Origin of the sequence: Paenibacillus chitinolyticus, from assembly GCF_045038035.1 — a bacterium.
Classification (GTDB): domain Bacteria; phylum Bacillota; class Bacilli; order Paenibacillales; family NBRC-103111; genus Paenibacillus_F; species Paenibacillus_F chitinolyticus_A.
Genome location: NZ_CP173427.1, coordinates 151,700 through 166,624 on the forward strand (window position 1 = coordinate 151,700; position 14,925 = coordinate 166,624).

Annotated in this window: 12 protein-coding genes; 11 read left to right on the top strand and 1 reads right to left on the bottom strand. The window is 53.9% G+C overall.

All coding sequences use genetic code 11. From position 1 onward, the window contains the following. The first annotated feature begins 225 nt into the window (after positions 1–225). From ACI48J_RS00680 to ACI48J_RS00725, 10 genes are all read left to right on the top strand, one after another. Complete coding sequence (locus ACI48J_RS00680; RefSeq protein WP_405081230.1) at positions 226–966, top strand: glycerophosphodiester phosphodiesterase; 741 nt, start codon at positions 226–228, stop codon at positions 964–966. Between the two features lie 7 nt (positions 967–973). Continuing rightward, a complete protein-coding gene (locus tag ACI48J_RS00685; protein WP_405081231.1) occupies positions 974–1,657 on the top strand; it encodes an MgtC/SapB family protein in 684 nt (227 codons plus the stop codon). A 24-nt stretch (positions 1,658–1,681) separates the two neighbouring features. Further along, a complete protein-coding gene (locus ACI48J_RS00690; protein WP_405081232.1) occupies positions 1,682–2,239 on the top strand; it encodes a glycerol-3-phosphate responsive antiterminator in 558 nt (185 codons plus the stop codon). 166 nt (positions 2,240–2,405) lie between these two features. Continuing rightward, complete coding sequence (locus tag ACI48J_RS00695) at positions 2,406–4,091, top strand: glycerol-3-phosphate dehydrogenase/oxidase (protein WP_405081233.1); 1,686 nt, start codon at positions 2,406–2,408, stop codon at positions 4,089–4,091. A gap of 322 nt (positions 4,092–4,413) precedes the next feature. After that, positions 4,414–4,878, top strand: a complete 465-nt coding sequence (locus ACI48J_RS00700; protein ID WP_405081235.1) for a MarR family winged helix-turn-helix transcriptional regulator — start codon at positions 4,414–4,416, stop codon at positions 4,876–4,878. Next, complete coding sequence (locus ACI48J_RS00705) at positions 4,875–8,060, top strand: efflux RND transporter permease subunit (RefSeq protein WP_405081236.1); 3,186 nt, start codon at positions 4,875–4,877, stop codon at positions 8,058–8,060. The genes ACI48J_RS00700 and ACI48J_RS00705 overlap by 4 nt, the downstream gene beginning before the upstream one ends. Positions 8,061–8,576: 516 nt before the next feature. Beyond that, a complete protein-coding gene (locus tag ACI48J_RS00710; protein WP_405081237.1) occupies positions 8,577–9,821 on the top strand; it encodes an ArnT family glycosyltransferase in 1,245 nt (414 codons plus the stop codon). After that, positions 9,802–10,533, top strand: coding sequence for a glycosyltransferase family 2 protein (locus ACI48J_RS00715; protein WP_405081238.1), 732 nt, complete (start codon positions 9,802–9,804; stop codon positions 10,531–10,533). Before ACI48J_RS00710 ends, ACI48J_RS00715 begins: the two co-directional genes overlap by 20 nt. Beyond that, on the top strand, positions 10,530–10,904 hold the full coding sequence (locus tag ACI48J_RS00720) for a DUF2304 domain-containing protein (RefSeq protein ID WP_405081239.1): 375 nt from the start codon (positions 10,530–10,532) through the stop codon (positions 10,902–10,904). Before ACI48J_RS00715 ends, ACI48J_RS00720 begins: the two co-directional genes overlap by 4 nt. A gap of 90 nt (positions 10,905–10,994) precedes the next feature. Further along, entirely contained in the window at positions 10,995–12,479 is a 1,485-nt protein-coding gene (locus tag ACI48J_RS00725; RefSeq protein ID WP_405081240.1) for a glycoside hydrolase family 26 protein, read from the top strand. A gap of 185 nt (positions 12,480–12,664) precedes the next feature. Here the strand turns inward: ACI48J_RS00725 and ACI48J_RS00730 are convergent, their stop codons facing one another. Further along, entirely contained in the window at positions 12,665–13,246 is a 582-nt protein-coding gene (locus tag ACI48J_RS00730) for a hypothetical protein (protein WP_405081241.1), read from the bottom strand. Positions 13,247–13,458: 212 nt separating this feature from the next. On the opposite strand from ACI48J_RS00730, the gene ACI48J_RS00735 reads away from it, so the two are divergent. Then, complete coding sequence (locus ACI48J_RS00735) at positions 13,459–14,760, top strand: hemolysin family protein (RefSeq protein WP_405081243.1); 1,302 nt, start codon at positions 13,459–13,461, stop codon at positions 14,758–14,760. The last annotated feature ends 165 nt before the right edge of the window (positions 14,761–14,925 follow it).

Consider the following 14,925-nt stretch of genomic DNA (forward strand, 5'->3'; position numbering starts at 1 on the left):
ACTATGTGACGGAGACTAGGAGACTCACATAAGTTGCTTGTCTAGCGACAGGTGGCTTATGTGTTTTTTCTATTCGCCGAAGGCGGCTTAACGATTTTGTAAAGCCGTATGGAATTGCCCGCGAAAGGATATTTTATCCGGGAAAGAGAAGTACACTTAGGAAGACGGCGGAATACGTCCACAGATTCCATCACAACGACGCTTCGGAGGGAGTAGGGAATTATCATGACAGCAATCAAACCGATGATTATCGCGCATCGCGGGGCCAAAGGCATGTCGCCCGAAAATACGCTCGGCGCTTTCAAGCTGGGACTTGAGCAGGGTTGCGAGGGCATTGAGCTTGACGTCCATCTGTCTGCCGATGGGGAACTGATCGTTATCCACGACCATACGTTGGACCGGACCACGGACAGAAAGGGAGCCATCGCGGAGAAAACGCTGGCCGAGATTAAAGAAGCCGACGCCGGCTCCTGGTACTCGGAAGCTTACAAAGGGGAGAAAGTGCCTACGCTGGCGGAAGTCTTCGATCTGGTGCCCGCCTCGGTCATGATCAATATCGAGATTAAGGCGCCCGGCAACGGCATGGAACAGAAGCTGGCGGACTTTCTGAACGAACGCGGACGGATCGACAACGTGGTGACTTCTTCCTTCGATCACAAAAGCGTCAGACGGCTCAAGCTGATCGAACCCAAAGCGAAAATCGGCCTGCTGTACGCCAACAATCTGCTGGACCCGACCGCATACGCGCGAAGCTTCGATGTGGAGGTTTATTCCCTGCATCCGCACTTCCGTGCGATTGACGCGGAGGACGTCGCGAAAGCGGTGGAGAACGGGCTGAACGTCTATCCGTACACAGCGAACGAGATTCATGATTGTAAGGAATTGAACGAGAAAGGGGTATCGGGGATCATCACCGATTTTCCCGGACGATTGAAAGAATGGCTCCAAGGCGGAGCGGCGGAGTGAGTACACCATGAGCTACCTTTTTCTTCAAAAGCTTTTTATGGCGCTCATCCTCGGTGCTTTTATCGGGATCGACCGCCAGCTTAAGCATAAACCGCTTGGCCTCAAAACGAGCATGGTTATTTCGGTGGCCAGCTGTCTTATTACCATCGTGTCCATCGAATCCGTCCATAAGTATGCGATTCCCGGGATGACGACTATGGACCCGATGCGTCTGGCCGCTCAGATCATCAGCGGCGTCGGTTTTATCGGCGCCGGGGTTATTCTGCGGCGCAGCAACGAGATTATCTCCGGCCTGACAACCGCGGCGATGGTATGGGCGGCTTCGGCGCTCGGCATCGCCGCGGGAGCGGGCTTTTACAAGGAAGCGGCTACGGCGGTCGTGCTGATCATTATGGCGATCAACCTCATTCCGCTCTTCTTCAAATGGTTCGGGCCCCGCAAGCTGAGCGAGCGGAACTTGGCCATTCTCATCATTGTAAGCCCAGGCGCCGACCTGTCCTATGTCATCGACGAGCTTCACCAGGAGTTCTTGAAAGTGAAGCACATCAAGATCAAGGACTTGAAGGACGAACTGAGGCAAATCCAACTGGTCGTCTCCGCGCCGGAGAAGCACCGGACCACGGTCATTTATTCCAAGATCAAACACATCACGGACGTGGTGGCCGTAGAGGTCGAAACGATCAGCTCGTAAGTCCGCAGCAAAGGAGTTAAGCCCATGTCGTTTAACAACCAGAGGGTTCTGCCCGCTGTTCGCAAAATCAAGGATCTGGAGAAGCTGCTGACGTCTCCGTTCCAGTACATCGTGCTGCTCGACTGCCATATCGGTATGCTGAAAAGCCTTGTGGACCTGGCAAAATCCCACGGCAAAAGGCCTCTTCTGCACGTGGATCTTGTGGAGGGGCTAAAAAACGACGAGTACGCGACAGAGTACCTCTGCCAATACATCAAGCCCACCGGGCTGATTTCGACGCGCGCGAGCGTCATCATGAAGACGAAGGAGAACGGACTGCTGGCGATCCAGCGGCTCTTTCTCCTCGACTCCAGCGCCCTTCGCAAAAGCTACACGCTTCTGGAGAGGACGAAGCCGGATTACATCGAAGTCCTCCCGGGAGTCATGCCCCACATCATCAAGGAAGTCGGCGAGGCTACCGGCATCCCTATCGTTGCCGGAGGCTTGATCCGGACCGTAAGCGATGTCGAGAACGCGCTGGAGGCGGGCGCCACGGCCGTGACGACCTCGGACAGCTCGCTCTGGAAACACTATCAGGCGTGAGCCCGTTTTGGCCGTATTGCTTTCAAGTTCGGATGGAATATGGTAAAATGATCACATAAGTTCATACATTTGGTTGGAGATCAGGAGAAACCACGACAGCCGTTACGTCCAGGACGTAGCCGGCATGTTTGTGGTTTTTTTTGTTTATCTCAGAGGGGAGAGCAACATGGAAGCAGCTTTTTCGGGAGATACAAGAAAAGAAAGCCTATGGAGAATGGAAGACCGGATATTTGACGTGCTCGTGATCGGCGGAGGCATTACGGGCGCGGGGATTGCGCTCGATGCCCAATCCCGGGGACTGAAAACGGCGCTGGTCGATATGCAGGACTTCGCGCAGGGCACGTCGAGCCGCTCGACCAAGCTTGTCCACGGAGGGCTGCGTTACCTGAAGCAGCTGGAAGTCAAGGTTGTGGCGGAAGTCGGCAAGGAGCGGGCCATCGTATACGAGAACGGCCCGCATGTAACGACGCCCGAATGGATGCTGCTGCCCTTCTATCAGGGCGGAACGTTCGGGGCTTTCTCGACGTCCATCGGTCTGCGGGTGTACGATTTCCTGGCCGGCGTGAAGAAGAGCGAGCGCCGCAGCATGCTGAGCCCGCAGGAAACGCTGGATAAAGAGCCGCTGCTCAAGGAGAAGCATCTGAAAGGCGGCGGCTACTACGTCGAATACCGCACGGACGACGCGCGGCTGACGATCGAAGTGATGAAGAAAGCCGTCGAGTTCGGCGTGCAGGCCGTGTCTTATGCGAAAGTGGAAGCTTTCGAGTACGAGAACGGACGGGTGACCGGCGTGCGCGTGGCCGATCAGCTCTCCGGCGAAACGCATCTGATCCGGGCGAAGCGGATCGTCAATGCGGCCGGACCGTGGGTGGACACTCTCCGCGAGTGCGACGGCTCGAAGAAAGGGAAGACGCTCCGTCTGACGAAAGGCGTCCACCTTGTCTTCGACGGGCAGCGGTTCCCGCTGCGGCAGGCGATTTACTTCGATACGCCGGACGGCCGGATGCTGTTCGCCATTCCGAGAGACGGCAAAACCTACATCGGCACGACCGATACGAACTATAAGGAGGATATCGCTCATCCGGTCATGACCACGGAAGACCGGACGTATATCATCCGTGCGGCCAACGAGATGTTCCCGAGCCTCCGGCTGACCGAGCGGGACGTCGAATCCAGCTGGGCCGGGCTCCGTCCGCTCATTCACCAGGAGGGCAAGGACCCGTCGGAGATCTCGCGCAAGGACGAAATTTTCGTTTCGGACTCCGGCTTGATCTCCATTGCGGGCGGTAAATTGACCGGGTACCGGAAAATGGCCGAAACCGTCGTGGACCTGGTCGTCCGCCAGCTTCAGGAAGAGGGCGGCATTCAGGTGTCCGAATGCCAGACGAGAACGCTGCCCATCTCGGGAGGCGACGTAGGCGGGTCCGCCCGCTACCCGCAGTTCGTGGAGCAGAAAGTCGGGGACGGGCAGAAGATCGGCCTGACGGTGATGGAAGCCCGTCTGCTTGCCCAGCGCTACGGCTCCAACATCGACAAGGTGTATCGTCTGATCGATACGAAGCGGGGAGAAGCGGAGACGTTCCGGATGCCGGCTTCGCTGTTCGGTTCGCTCGTGTATTCCATTGAGCAGGAGATGACCGTCAAGCCTTCGGACTTCTTCGTCCGCCGGACGGGCGCGGTGTTTTTCAACATCAAGTGGGTGAGAGCCTGGAAAGAACCGGTGATCCATTACATGGCAGCCCGGTTCAACTGGACGGAAGAGCAGCGCGCCGCTTATACGGCGGAGCTGGAGCGGGATCTGCATGACGCGACTGTGCCGATTGACGAGAAGACTCCCGAGCTTGTCCGCTGATAGAAAGCATTGAAATCATTGAAAGCATAGATAAGCAGCATGGGTGGAACATATCGGTAGAAATGATTGACCGTATGAAATAAAGACCAGGAGAAAAGACTCCTTGCCGGAAGGCCTGTCGGACGGACAGCTGCCTTTTTCGGGTGAGGGGTCTTTTTTTTGCCGGTAAAATAAGGAAGGGCCCGCCAAGATCCCTCACCGGGCTTTTGTTGACGACGCAGGCAAGATTTGCTATAGTTCTGTCATTGAATAATTCTACCGTAGAACTATATGATAATAGAACTATGCAGAAGACACAGCAGGAACATAGAAAGGGATTATTATGGACGAAACATTGCTGGCACAAATTATCGACAGATACGAGCGCACGTCCTTTACGGTGAACCGGCGGCTCAACGCCATGATCAAGGACCGGATGCCGGAAGAATTGACTCAGGAGCAGTATTCTACCCTTCGCTATATGCAGAGCCGGGATAGATGCACGTCTTCCGAGCTGGCGGACATTTTTTGCGTGGGCAAAAGCTCCATTACGGCGATTATCACCCGTCTTGTCGACAAGGAGCTTATTACCCGGCTGCCGGACGGGAAGGACCGGAGAGTAACTTATCTGACGCTCACCGACAAAGGAACGGCGGCCGTCAACGAAATGCGGCTCCGCATTCAGGAGCTTTTGGCCGGCGTTATCAAACATTTTGACGGGCAGGAAGCAATAGCTTTTATAGAGACCTTTGAAAAACTTGCGAACGTCTTGATGCAGACGGATGAGGGGAGCAGACACAAGGGATGAGAACCGTATTGAAGCTCAGATGGCTCGTATTGGTGCTGTGGATCGCCGTAGCGGCGGGGCTGATGCTCACTGCGCCGAACATGGAAGCGCTGGTCCGGGAGAAAGGTCAAATTACCGTACCGGAAGGGTATTCTTCCACGAAGGCGTCCAAACTGATCGAGGAAATGAAGAAAGGCTCTCCGGAAGCCGAGGGCGAGCAATCATCGGTGCTGGTCTTTCACGGCACGGAGAAACTGACGCAAGCTCATCTTGACGAAGTCAAGCGGGGAGTCGACAAGCTCAAGAACGCCAAGGATTCCGCCGGCGTTACAAGCGTGATGACGCATTTTGACAACAAGGAACTGGAAAAGCAGATGGTATCCGCGGACGGCAAAACCGTGCTCGTGCTGGTGAACACGGCCAAAGACGGCCGGGAAGCCAAAGAAGTCCGCGACGCGCTGTACGGCACGGTTTCCGACGTTAAGGTGGAGCATTACTACACCGGAAACTGGCTGATCCAAGAGGATGTTATGGCAAGCTCGCAGGATGGGCTTAAGAAAACGGAGTACATCACCGTTATTTTCATTCTGGCCATCCTCTTTGTCGTATTCCGCTCGGCGGTAGCCCCTTTTATTCCGCTTTTGACGGTGGGGTTCAGTTACCTGGTCTCGCAATCCGTCGTGGCTTTTCTCGTGAAATATGCGGATTTCCCGCTGTCGAACTTTACGCAGATTTTCCTCGTCGCCGTCCTGTTCGGGATCGGGACCGATTACTGCATCCTGCTGATTTCCCGCTTCAAAGAAGAGCTTGCCCATTCGGGCGATAAAACGGAGGCGATTCTCGCCACGTACCGCACGGCGGGACGGACCGTATTTTTCTCGGGCCTGGCGGTCCTGGTCGGGTTCGCTTCCATCGGTCTCTCGACCTTCGTCCTTTACCGGTCGGCGGTAGCCGTTGCGGTCGGCGTGGCCGTAATGCTGCTTGCGCTGGTCACGCTCGTGCCGTTCTTTATGGCCGTTCTGGGCAAAGTGATTTTCTGGCCGGCCAAAGGCTCCCTGGAGCATAAACCGAGCCGCTTGTGGGGCGCCGTAGGTTCTTTTTCGTTAAAAAAACCGCTCTGGTCCCTAGTGATTCTCGCGGTCATCATCGTTCCTTTCCTGGTCGCGTATAAGGGATCGACCTCGTTTAACTCCCTGGATGAAATCGGGGAGAAATACGACTCGGTCAAAGCGTTTAACCTGATCTCCTCCAGCTTCGGCCCCGGAGATACGCTTCCTTCGACCGTTGTCGTGAAAACCGACAAGCCGCTCGACAACTCGGAAGGGCTGGCGGCCGTCGAGCAGATCACGCGCGAGCTGGCCAAGGTCGACGGCGTCAAGAACGTCCGCAGCGTAACCCGCCCGACGGGAGAAGCCCTTGACGATCTGCAGGTATCCACCCAGGTCGACAAGCTTGAAGGCGGCATCGGCCAGAGCGGCGACGGCCTCGGAGAGATCGGCAAAGGCCTCTCCGAAGCGAGCGGCGCGCTAAGCGCCAATGCGCCTAAGCTGAACGAGGCCGCTAACGGCGCGAAGCAGCTCGTGGACGGCACGAACGCCCTAAAGACGGGCGTCGTGCAGCTCGGCGACGGGCTGGAGCGCCTCGAGGCGGGCCTGCGCAGCGGTTCCGCCGGTGCGGGAGAGCTCCGCGCGGGGCTCGCGCAGGCCAAGGCAAGCGCGGATCAGCTCGCGGCGGCGAGCAGTGACCTGATTGCCGGTTACAAGCAGGTCGGCGGCGGCCTCGGCCAGCTGACCCAAGCATACGCCGACGTCGCTTCGCAGGCTTCCGGCCTGGCTCAAGGGCTCGGCGATGTCGGCCAGGGGCTGGGCGGCCTCGCGCAGAAGTACCCCGAGCTGAAGTCGGACCCGGACTTCCTCAAGACGCAGGGCGCGGTGACCCGGCTTCAGGCGGGCGCGTCGCAGCTCGGTGAAGGGCTGCAGCAGCTGAACCGGCAGCTTGCCGGAGCCAACCAGGGCCTTCAGCAGGCCAACACGGGCTTCGAGAAGGCCGCCGGAGGGCAGGCCGCACTCGCGCAGGGGCTGGCTCAGCTCTCCGACGGCATCGCCAAGCTGCAGGCCGGCATCGATCAGGCGGCCAACGGCCAGGGCCGGATCGTGGCGAAGCTGCCCGAGCTGACCAAGGGCTTCGACAAGCTGAGCAGCGGGCAGAAAGAGCTTCAGCAGGGCTTCGCCCAACTGAACGGCCAGCTCGGCGAGCTGACGGGCGGCCTCGACAAGAGCGTAGACGGCTTGTCGCAGGTGTCCGGCGGCCTGAAATCCGCTCAGGACTACCTGAAGGAGCTGTCGGCCGCGCCGAACAAGCAGATCAGCGGCTGGTTTATGCCGCAGGACGTCATCTCCGGAGCGGACTTCCAGCCCTCGCTGGACGCGTACATGTCCAAGGACCGCAAGATCGCGAAGTTCGAAGTCATCTTCGAAGGCAACCCGTACGAAGTCGAGACACTGGAGCAGTCCGGCGAGCTTACGGCAGCCGTGGAACGCGCCGTCAAAGGCACTCCGCTCCAGAATGCGGCTTACGCCGTTGACGGCGTCACGAGCATGAACAACGACTTGAAAAACATCTCCGCAGCGGATTACTCGCGTACCGCGATGCTCATGCTGATCGGAATTGCACTTATATTGATCGTCTTGTTCCGTTCGATCGTCATTCCGATCTATCTGATTCTTTCGCTCCTGCTGACGTATTACACGTCCATGGCGATTACGGAAGTGATTTTCGTACGGATGCTCGGATACTCCGGGATTTCCTGGGCCGTTCCGTTCTTCGGTTTCGTGATGCTGATGGCGCTCGGAATCGACTACAGCATTTTCCTCATGGACCGGTTCAAAGAATACCGCCATCTGTCTCCGCAGCAGGCGATTCTGGAAGCGATGAAAAACATGGGGACGGTCATTATGTCCGCCGCCCTCATTCTGGGCGGAACCTTTGCGGCCATGCTGCCTTCGGGCGTCATGTCCCTGCTGCAGATCGCCACGATTGTGCTTTGCGGACTGTTCCTGTACGCACTCATCATGCTGCCGCTGTTTATCCCGGTCATGGTGCGGATGTTCGGACCGGCCAACTGGTGGCCGTTTATGGGCCGCAAAGAGCGCGGAGAGGATGCGTCTTACGGCACCGATTCGGCTTCACACAGCCTGCATTAAACATATAGGAAACGCAAAAAACCTCCGGATCGCTTTATTCAAGCGGTCCGGAGGTTTTTTTTACAGATTTAAAGGATGTCCGCCGGCGCGTGGTCAATCCAAAAATAAACCGGCCGAGAACGACGATTCCACCGCCAAAATCGTATCGCCGATGAACCGTAACCAGTGAAAAAACCGGACCGGTCTTTGCTGTGAAACTCATCGGATCTCGCAATCTTCACAATCGGAAGGATCGGGGTTTGGCTTAGCGATTACGGCAAAATATCGGTTCGGAGAGCCGAGGGTAAGTGGTGTTCGAAGCGAGGGAGCCGCTTATAGCTGCTAACGAAATAGATGATATAGAAGAAAAAGGCCTTTACTGACGGGCTTTTTTTTGCGCTTTTTTAGGGGGTGGATGGATGGCGGAAAGCTCTTAAATTTTATTAAGAATAGTTTAAGCGGTTCGAAAGTGGCTCCTTATCGGTTGTTAATTTCGCTCTTGTATACTGCAAGAATGAAGCGGAGGGTGATGAAGAAATGCGGCGAAAAATAGTGGCCGGAGTGGCGCTGCTTGTTATTTTGATCGTGGGGGGGTGGCTGCGGGTCGATTTTCTGCGATCCGTCGAGCATGGAATGTCCCCCGATGCGGTCAATTACGATACGATGACGAGACAATTGCTGGAGGACGGGATTTATGCGTATGGCGATACCAAGCCGAATGCGAAAATAGCGCCGGGCTACCCGCTTTTTTTGGCGGCGGTTTACAAGCTTGTCGACTACCAAGTTCATGACCCGCTGCCTTGGGTCCGTTACGTACAGGTGCTATTCAGTTTGGCTTCGCTTTGGCTTATTTTCCGAATGACGAAAGAGCTGTCGAATGACATCGCGGGACTACTGGCCGCATTCATCGCTGCGGTATATCCTCCTTTCGTCTGGGCGAACGGAGCGGTGTTGACGGAAGTGCTCGGCATCTTCTTTATGCTTGGCTGCGTATATGCGCAAATACGGACGTTCCGGGCGCCGTCCGGGCTGCTCGCCTTCGTTACCGGGCTGCTGCTGGGACTGACCGTTCTCGTCCGGCCGGAATTTATGCCATTGCTTCTTGCGAACTATTTGTTCTACTGGTTGTGGAAGAGGGATACGAAGCGCGTGTTAAAGCTATTTGCCTGCTCGGCGGCAGGGCTTGCGCTTGTCCTTATGCCGTGGTGGGTCCGTAATGTCGTCACGCTGAATGAGCTGGTCGTTACCGCGACTCAAGCCAACCCGTTCAAGGCGGGCACATATCCGGACAAAAATTATGACGACAACCTAGTCGATCCGAACGGCAAAACGGAGATGGAGGTAGCCGTCGAACGATTGAAGAAGGGCTTCTCGACGCAGCCCGAAGTCTATATCAAGTGGTATACGATCGGTAAGCTCGAGCACATATATGGCAGTGCGTATTTGGGCGGTGGCCATCATCCCTACGATAATATACTGCCGAACGCGGTTAATCCCAATGACTTTCACCGCTGGCTGGTCTTCTTCGGATTGGCAGCTGCGCTGGCACTAGCCTGCCGCTGGAAGCAGACGGCGACTCTGCTCGTCGTCATCGTTGTCACGATGACGCTGATCCGGTTGGCTTTCGTGCCGGAATATCGCTACAACGTAATGTCAATGCCGCTCATCATAATCGTCGATTGTATTGTCCTCATTAACGTTTTGTATTGGAGCTATGACAAATGGGGCAGACGCTTTACTGGAAAAACAAGGGGGGATAACGATGCAGCATTCCCAGTCTGACAACAGTATGCTGATTATCGTGCCGGCCTACAACGAAGCCGGACAAATCGTGCAAGTCATTAATAATATCCGGACGCACGTCCCGCATGCGGACATCGTCGTAGTCAACGACGGCTCCAAGGACGATACGCTGGAACGGGCTCGGCAAACCGGCGTCGCCGTGTTGAATTTGCCGTACAACCTTGGTATCGGAGGGGCTGTACAAACGGGATACCGTTATGCGCTAAGCGGAGGCTATGATATGGCCGTGCAAATTGACGGGGACGGCCAGCACGACCCGGCAGAGTTGTACAAGCTGATGCAAGCTTTATCGCAAAGCGGAGCGGATATGGCCGTAGGCTCCCGCTTTCTCGACAAACAGGGCTATCAGTCCACGCGGACGAGACTGATCGGTATTCGTTTCCTCTCCATACTCGTTTCACGGCTTACCGGCCGTAAGGCAACCGATACAACGTCAGGTTTCCGCCTTTGCGGCCGCCGGGCGATCGCATTGTTCGCAGACCATTACCCGACAGATTATCCCGAGGTGGAGGCAATCATTTTGCTGCACAAGCACGGACTCCGCTTCGTCGAATGCCCGGTCAGCATGCGTCCCCGGTTGTGCGGGCAATCGAGCATAACGGCGCTGAAATCGGTGTACTACATGATCAAGGTCACGTTAGCCATTTTGCTGCTGCAATCCCGCGGGTCGAGAGCGGAGGGACCGGCATGAGCGCATCGGTATTTTATATTTGTTTTGCGCTGAGCCTGGCTTTTTCTCTTGTCATTCTCGGTCTGATTCGCAAAAAGAGGCTGAGAGAGCAATATTCGCTTCTGTGGCTCGGATTAAGCGGATTGATGATGCTCGTCTCGCTGTTTCCGAAGGGCTTGGACCGAATTGCCGGGATATTGCAGGTGTCTTACGCGCCTTCTCTTCTTTATGTGCTGGCTATTTTGGCCATCATGTCTATTTTACTGCATGTAACGCTGGTCGTTTCCGCATTAACGGATCGGACAATTACGCTTGCGCAAACCTTGTCGCTGTACGAAGAACAACTGCGTCAATTGAAGGAGCAGAGCGACGGTCGACACGATCGGCAATAAAGAAAAGCAGACGGGGAAGTGTTTACGATGCTGAAAAGGATGCCGTCGAAAAGAAGACCGGAATTCGTTTCTGAGAGCGGTGAAACAACTATGAAGGTTAAAAAAACGATCGTTATTCTAATAGTTCTTTTCGTTATGTTGATCGGTGTCCTGATTTTCCGGTTTGTTACCGTTCCCGAGCATATGGCTGTTTATACCCATTCGCCTTACGGATTTGAAATGAAATACCCGAAGCAGATGAAAATCGATCGTGCTTTGGCTGCAGTCAGGACACGCTTTTTCGATGAGAACACGCAGATCGATGTGTATTACGATAATTTCAACGATACCGTTTCTAATGCGGAAACGTATATAGGGTATGGCAACCGGTTTATCGAGAATACCAAGGATCATCGTGTTACAAAAAATGAGACAAAGACGATTTCCGGTTTATCCGTCCATTTGCTGAAATGGGATCGCGATAAGCTGAAGCATGTGGAAAATGATAAGCCTTACTACGCCAGTGCGGAAATTGTCAAAAACGACAAGGAAGTCTACACTATTCTCATCAAATCTTCACAACCAATCGATAACGACATGGATATCGTAGAATCATTCCGCCTCATTCAACCTAAGGGAATGCTGGAAATCGGTAAAGTGACAAGAAAAGAGGCATTAAAGACGAATAAGGAGACTACGGAAGCTTATCGTCAATTGTTTATGGGTGACAAGTTAAAATGGGGAATTTTTGAGCCGACTGCTCCGGCAGCAATGGACAAGCTGCATTCGTTGGAGCAGAAGCTGGACTATAAGTTCAGTTTGTTGACCCTATACAAATCGCTGTCCACCGGTTTTCCGGCAGACGCTATGCAGAATGCTCAAGATGACAAGCGCATAGTAGAGCTGACGCTTCAAACTTTGCAATACGGCGAAGATAATCGCAGCGTGATGTACGACATTTTGAACGGCAAGTATGACGATTACTTCACGAAATACGCTCAGGATATCAAAGCATTCGGCCACCCACTTCTGTTCCGGTTGAATAATGAAATGAACGGGGACTGGGTTCCTTATTCCGCTTACCATAATTCCAAGGACCCTGAAATTTATACTGCAGTTTGGAGATACCTGCACGACATCTTCGAGAAAAACAGCGTTGACAATGTGCTGTGGATATGGAATCCGAACAACCTGTCCAAGCCAGGCTTCCAGTGGAATCATCCGCTGCTTTATTATCCGGGAGATGCCTACGTGGATGTTGTCGGTCTTACCGCTTACAATACGGGCACGTTTTACGAGGGGGAGGAGTGGAGCACGTTCAACGAGTTATATGCGCCTTTATACGCCCAGTACAGCGAGTGGTTCGACCAGCCGCTGATGATTACCGAATTTGCTTCCAGCTCGGTCGGCGGAGATAAAGCGGACTGGGTGAAACGGATGTTCGAGGAAATGGGGAAGTACCCCGATATAAAAGCGGCGATTTGGTGGAGCCATACGGACTTCGATCAAAATAACGAGCCGGCCCGCAAATATAAACTGGATGAAACGCCGGAGCTGATTGACATCTTCAAAAAGTATTTGCAGGGGTATAAATGATACGGAACTTGGCGCGGCGGCCATAGCGGACGAGAGAAAACGGCGAATTCGCAGAATGAATGATACGACCGCAAAAAAAGAAGGATCTGCCTAAGTTGACGAAGAACCTCCGGATTCGCTTTATTCAAGCGTCCGGAGGTTCTTTTATGTTTATTCGGCTCGAACAGATGACTAGACTCTCGTCTTTAAGGTTTTAGCGCATAGGCCGCTACGGCATACTCGATATCCGAACCGTCGTTATTCATTAGGGACACTCTATATGCTCCGTATTTCAAAGGCAGCTCAGAGTTATTCTTTCTAAACATGTAAGAATGCGATTCTCCCGGTCGGAGTTCAGTCTTCTGCACAATATTCTGGTTATCGCTAAACTTCATTCTATAATACAGGCTCTGGTCACCTTTGTTCTCCAGATAAAATTGAAAACCGTCTCCGGTTTCGAAGTCGAAATAAATGCTGCCCTCCCCGGCTGCGGTTCCGCTTTGATCGGCTAGTCTGACGGAAGCTGTTTTTTCCTCTTGAGTCGGAGGCTTCGCCGGGATGGAAGACACCGGGGTGACGGATGGAAGCTCCGCGGGCTTTGGAGTGGGTGCAGTAGTGCCTGCAATGCCGGTTGAAGGCGTAACGGGTGCAGACGTTTCACCCGTCCCGGACAAGGGGGTTGCGGCCGAGGAAACGGGAGTCCCCGCGGTTTCCATTTTCTCTGCCGTGCTTTCACAGCCAACAAGCAGAAGGAGCGTTGAAGTCAGAACAAAAACTTGTCTTTTCATACAATAATCAATCCTTTATCCAAAATAAACGCGCATGCTCTAGAAGTCATTCCTATTCATCCTATAACTTTCCAGAAGGTCTTGTCCAGCTTCCCCCTCTTCAATATATTGGCGAAAAAAATCCTGTTTTTTTAGACCCGATAAATGAAACCATAAGGCTAGAGTCCACGTAAGGAATGGTTATCTTTATATTAAGGGAGTAGATTGCCGAAATGGAAAGTGACAGTTATTTGTTAAACCTTTTTATGATTGCCTTATTGATTGGACTCTCCGCGTTTTTCGTGGCAGTGGAATTCGCCGTCGTACGGCTCCGGGGCAGCCGGGTGGATCAGTTGATCGCCGAGGGCAAAAGCAACGCGAGGGCCGTGAAGCAGGTGCTTACCAATCTGGACGGATATTTGTCCGCGTGTCAGCTCGGTATTACCATTACGTCTCTGGGTTTAGGCTGGTTGGGTGAACCGACGGTGGAGAAAATTTTGCATCCCGTTTTCGAATCCTTGCATCTGCACGAATCGTTAACCGGACTGCTTTCGTTTCTTATCGCCTTCATTATTATCACCTTCCTTCACGTCGTAATCGGCGAATTGGCTCCGAAAACGATCGCTATCCGCAAAACAGAGGCTGTGGCGCTGCTTACCGCACGTCCGATCATCTGGTTTAACAAAGTCATGTATCCTTTTATCTGGGTGCTGAACGGTTCCGCCAACCAGCTTGTCAAGCTATTCGGCATTAAGCCGGCAACGGAGCATGAAGAAGCGCACTCGGAAGAAGAGCTTCAGATTATTATTAACGAAAGTTTTGAAAGCGGTAAAATTAACCAGGCCGAGTACGGCTACGTCAGCCGGATCTTTGCTTTTGACAATATGCTCGCCAAAGATATTATGGTGCCCCGCACCGATATGATCTGTCTGTACGCGAGTAAGAGCCGGGAAGAGAATCTGGCGATTATCAAAGAACAGCAGTATACCCGTTTTCCCGTTGTCGAAGAGAGCAAGGATAACGTGATCGGGATTGTGAATACGAAGAAATTCTTCCTGGCTTACGAGGATGACGAGGAGCTTGATGTCACCACGCTGATTCAGCCGGTTATGGCGGTTTCCGAGGTGATTCCCGTGAATGCGCTCTTGAAAAGGATGCAGAAGGAAGGCACGCATATCGCGATTCTTATCGATGAATACGGCGGTACCTCGGGTATGGTTACCATCGAGGACATTCTGGAGGAAATCGTCGGCGAAATCCGTGACGAATTCGATATGAAGGAAGAGCCGGAGATTCTGGTAAAAGGCGAGGGGCACCTCGTATTGGACGGTAAAGTGTCCATTCCTATCGTGAACGACCGACTGCTTGTGGAGCTTGAAACCGAGAGATGGGACACCATCGGCGGATGGCTGTACGGTCACCGCGACGACCTTTCCGAAGGAGAATCCCTGACCTACGAGAACGTGAAGTTCACGGTGCTGGAGCGGGAGAAGAACCGGTACCTGAAGCTCGAAGTGGTGCGTATAGACGATTAACGGCAAGTCGGACCGTAACCGGTAAATGACCGAAAGCGTTTAGGTGCCGATTAAGGGATTGCGTAAAGAGTTGGATTGCTGCATGGAAGTATAGACCGGCCTCCACGGCCGCCGTCATTCCAGTAACCCCATGAGGGGAGAGGGTGACCGCGGCTGAGGGGGCTT

Coding starts and splice junctions, on each gene's coding strand:
- ACI48J_RS00695 (WP_405081233.1), top strand. CDS start 2,406: ATGGAAGCAGCTTTTTCGGGAGATACAAGAAAAGAAAGCCTATGGAGA.
- ACI48J_RS00710 (WP_405081237.1), top strand. CDS start 8,577: ATGCGGCGAAAAATAGTGGCCGGAGTGGCGCTGCTTGTTATTTTGATC.
- ACI48J_RS00685 (WP_405081231.1), top strand. CDS start 974: ATGAGCTACCTTTTTCTTCAAAAGCTTTTTATGGCGCTCATCCTCGGT.
- ACI48J_RS00705 (WP_405081236.1), top strand. CDS start 4,875: ATGAGAACCGTATTGAAGCTCAGATGGCTCGTATTGGTGCTGTGGATC.
- ACI48J_RS00735 (WP_405081243.1), top strand. CDS start 13,459: ATGGAAAGTGACAGTTATTTGTTAAACCTTTTTATGATTGCCTTATTG.
- ACI48J_RS00715 (WP_405081238.1), top strand. CDS start 9,802: ATGCAGCATTCCCAGTCTGACAACAGTATGCTGATTATCGTGCCGGCC.
- ACI48J_RS00720 (WP_405081239.1), top strand. CDS start 10,530: ATGAGCGCATCGGTATTTTATATTTGTTTTGCGCTGAGCCTGGCTTTT.
- ACI48J_RS00690 (WP_405081232.1), top strand. CDS start 1,682: ATGTCGTTTAACAACCAGAGGGTTCTGCCCGCTGTTCGCAAAATCAAG.
- ACI48J_RS00700 (WP_405081235.1), top strand. CDS start 4,414: ATGGACGAAACATTGCTGGCACAAATTATCGACAGATACGAGCGCACG.
- ACI48J_RS00725 (WP_405081240.1), top strand. CDS start 10,995: ATGAAGGTTAAAAAAACGATCGTTATTCTAATAGTTCTTTTCGTTATG.
- ACI48J_RS00730 (WP_405081241.1), bottom strand. CDS start 13,246: ATGAAAAGACAAGTTTTTGTTCTGACTTCAACGCTCCTTCTGCTTGTT.
- ACI48J_RS00680 (WP_405081230.1), top strand. CDS start 226: ATGACAGCAATCAAACCGATGATTATCGCGCATCGCGGGGCCAAAGGC.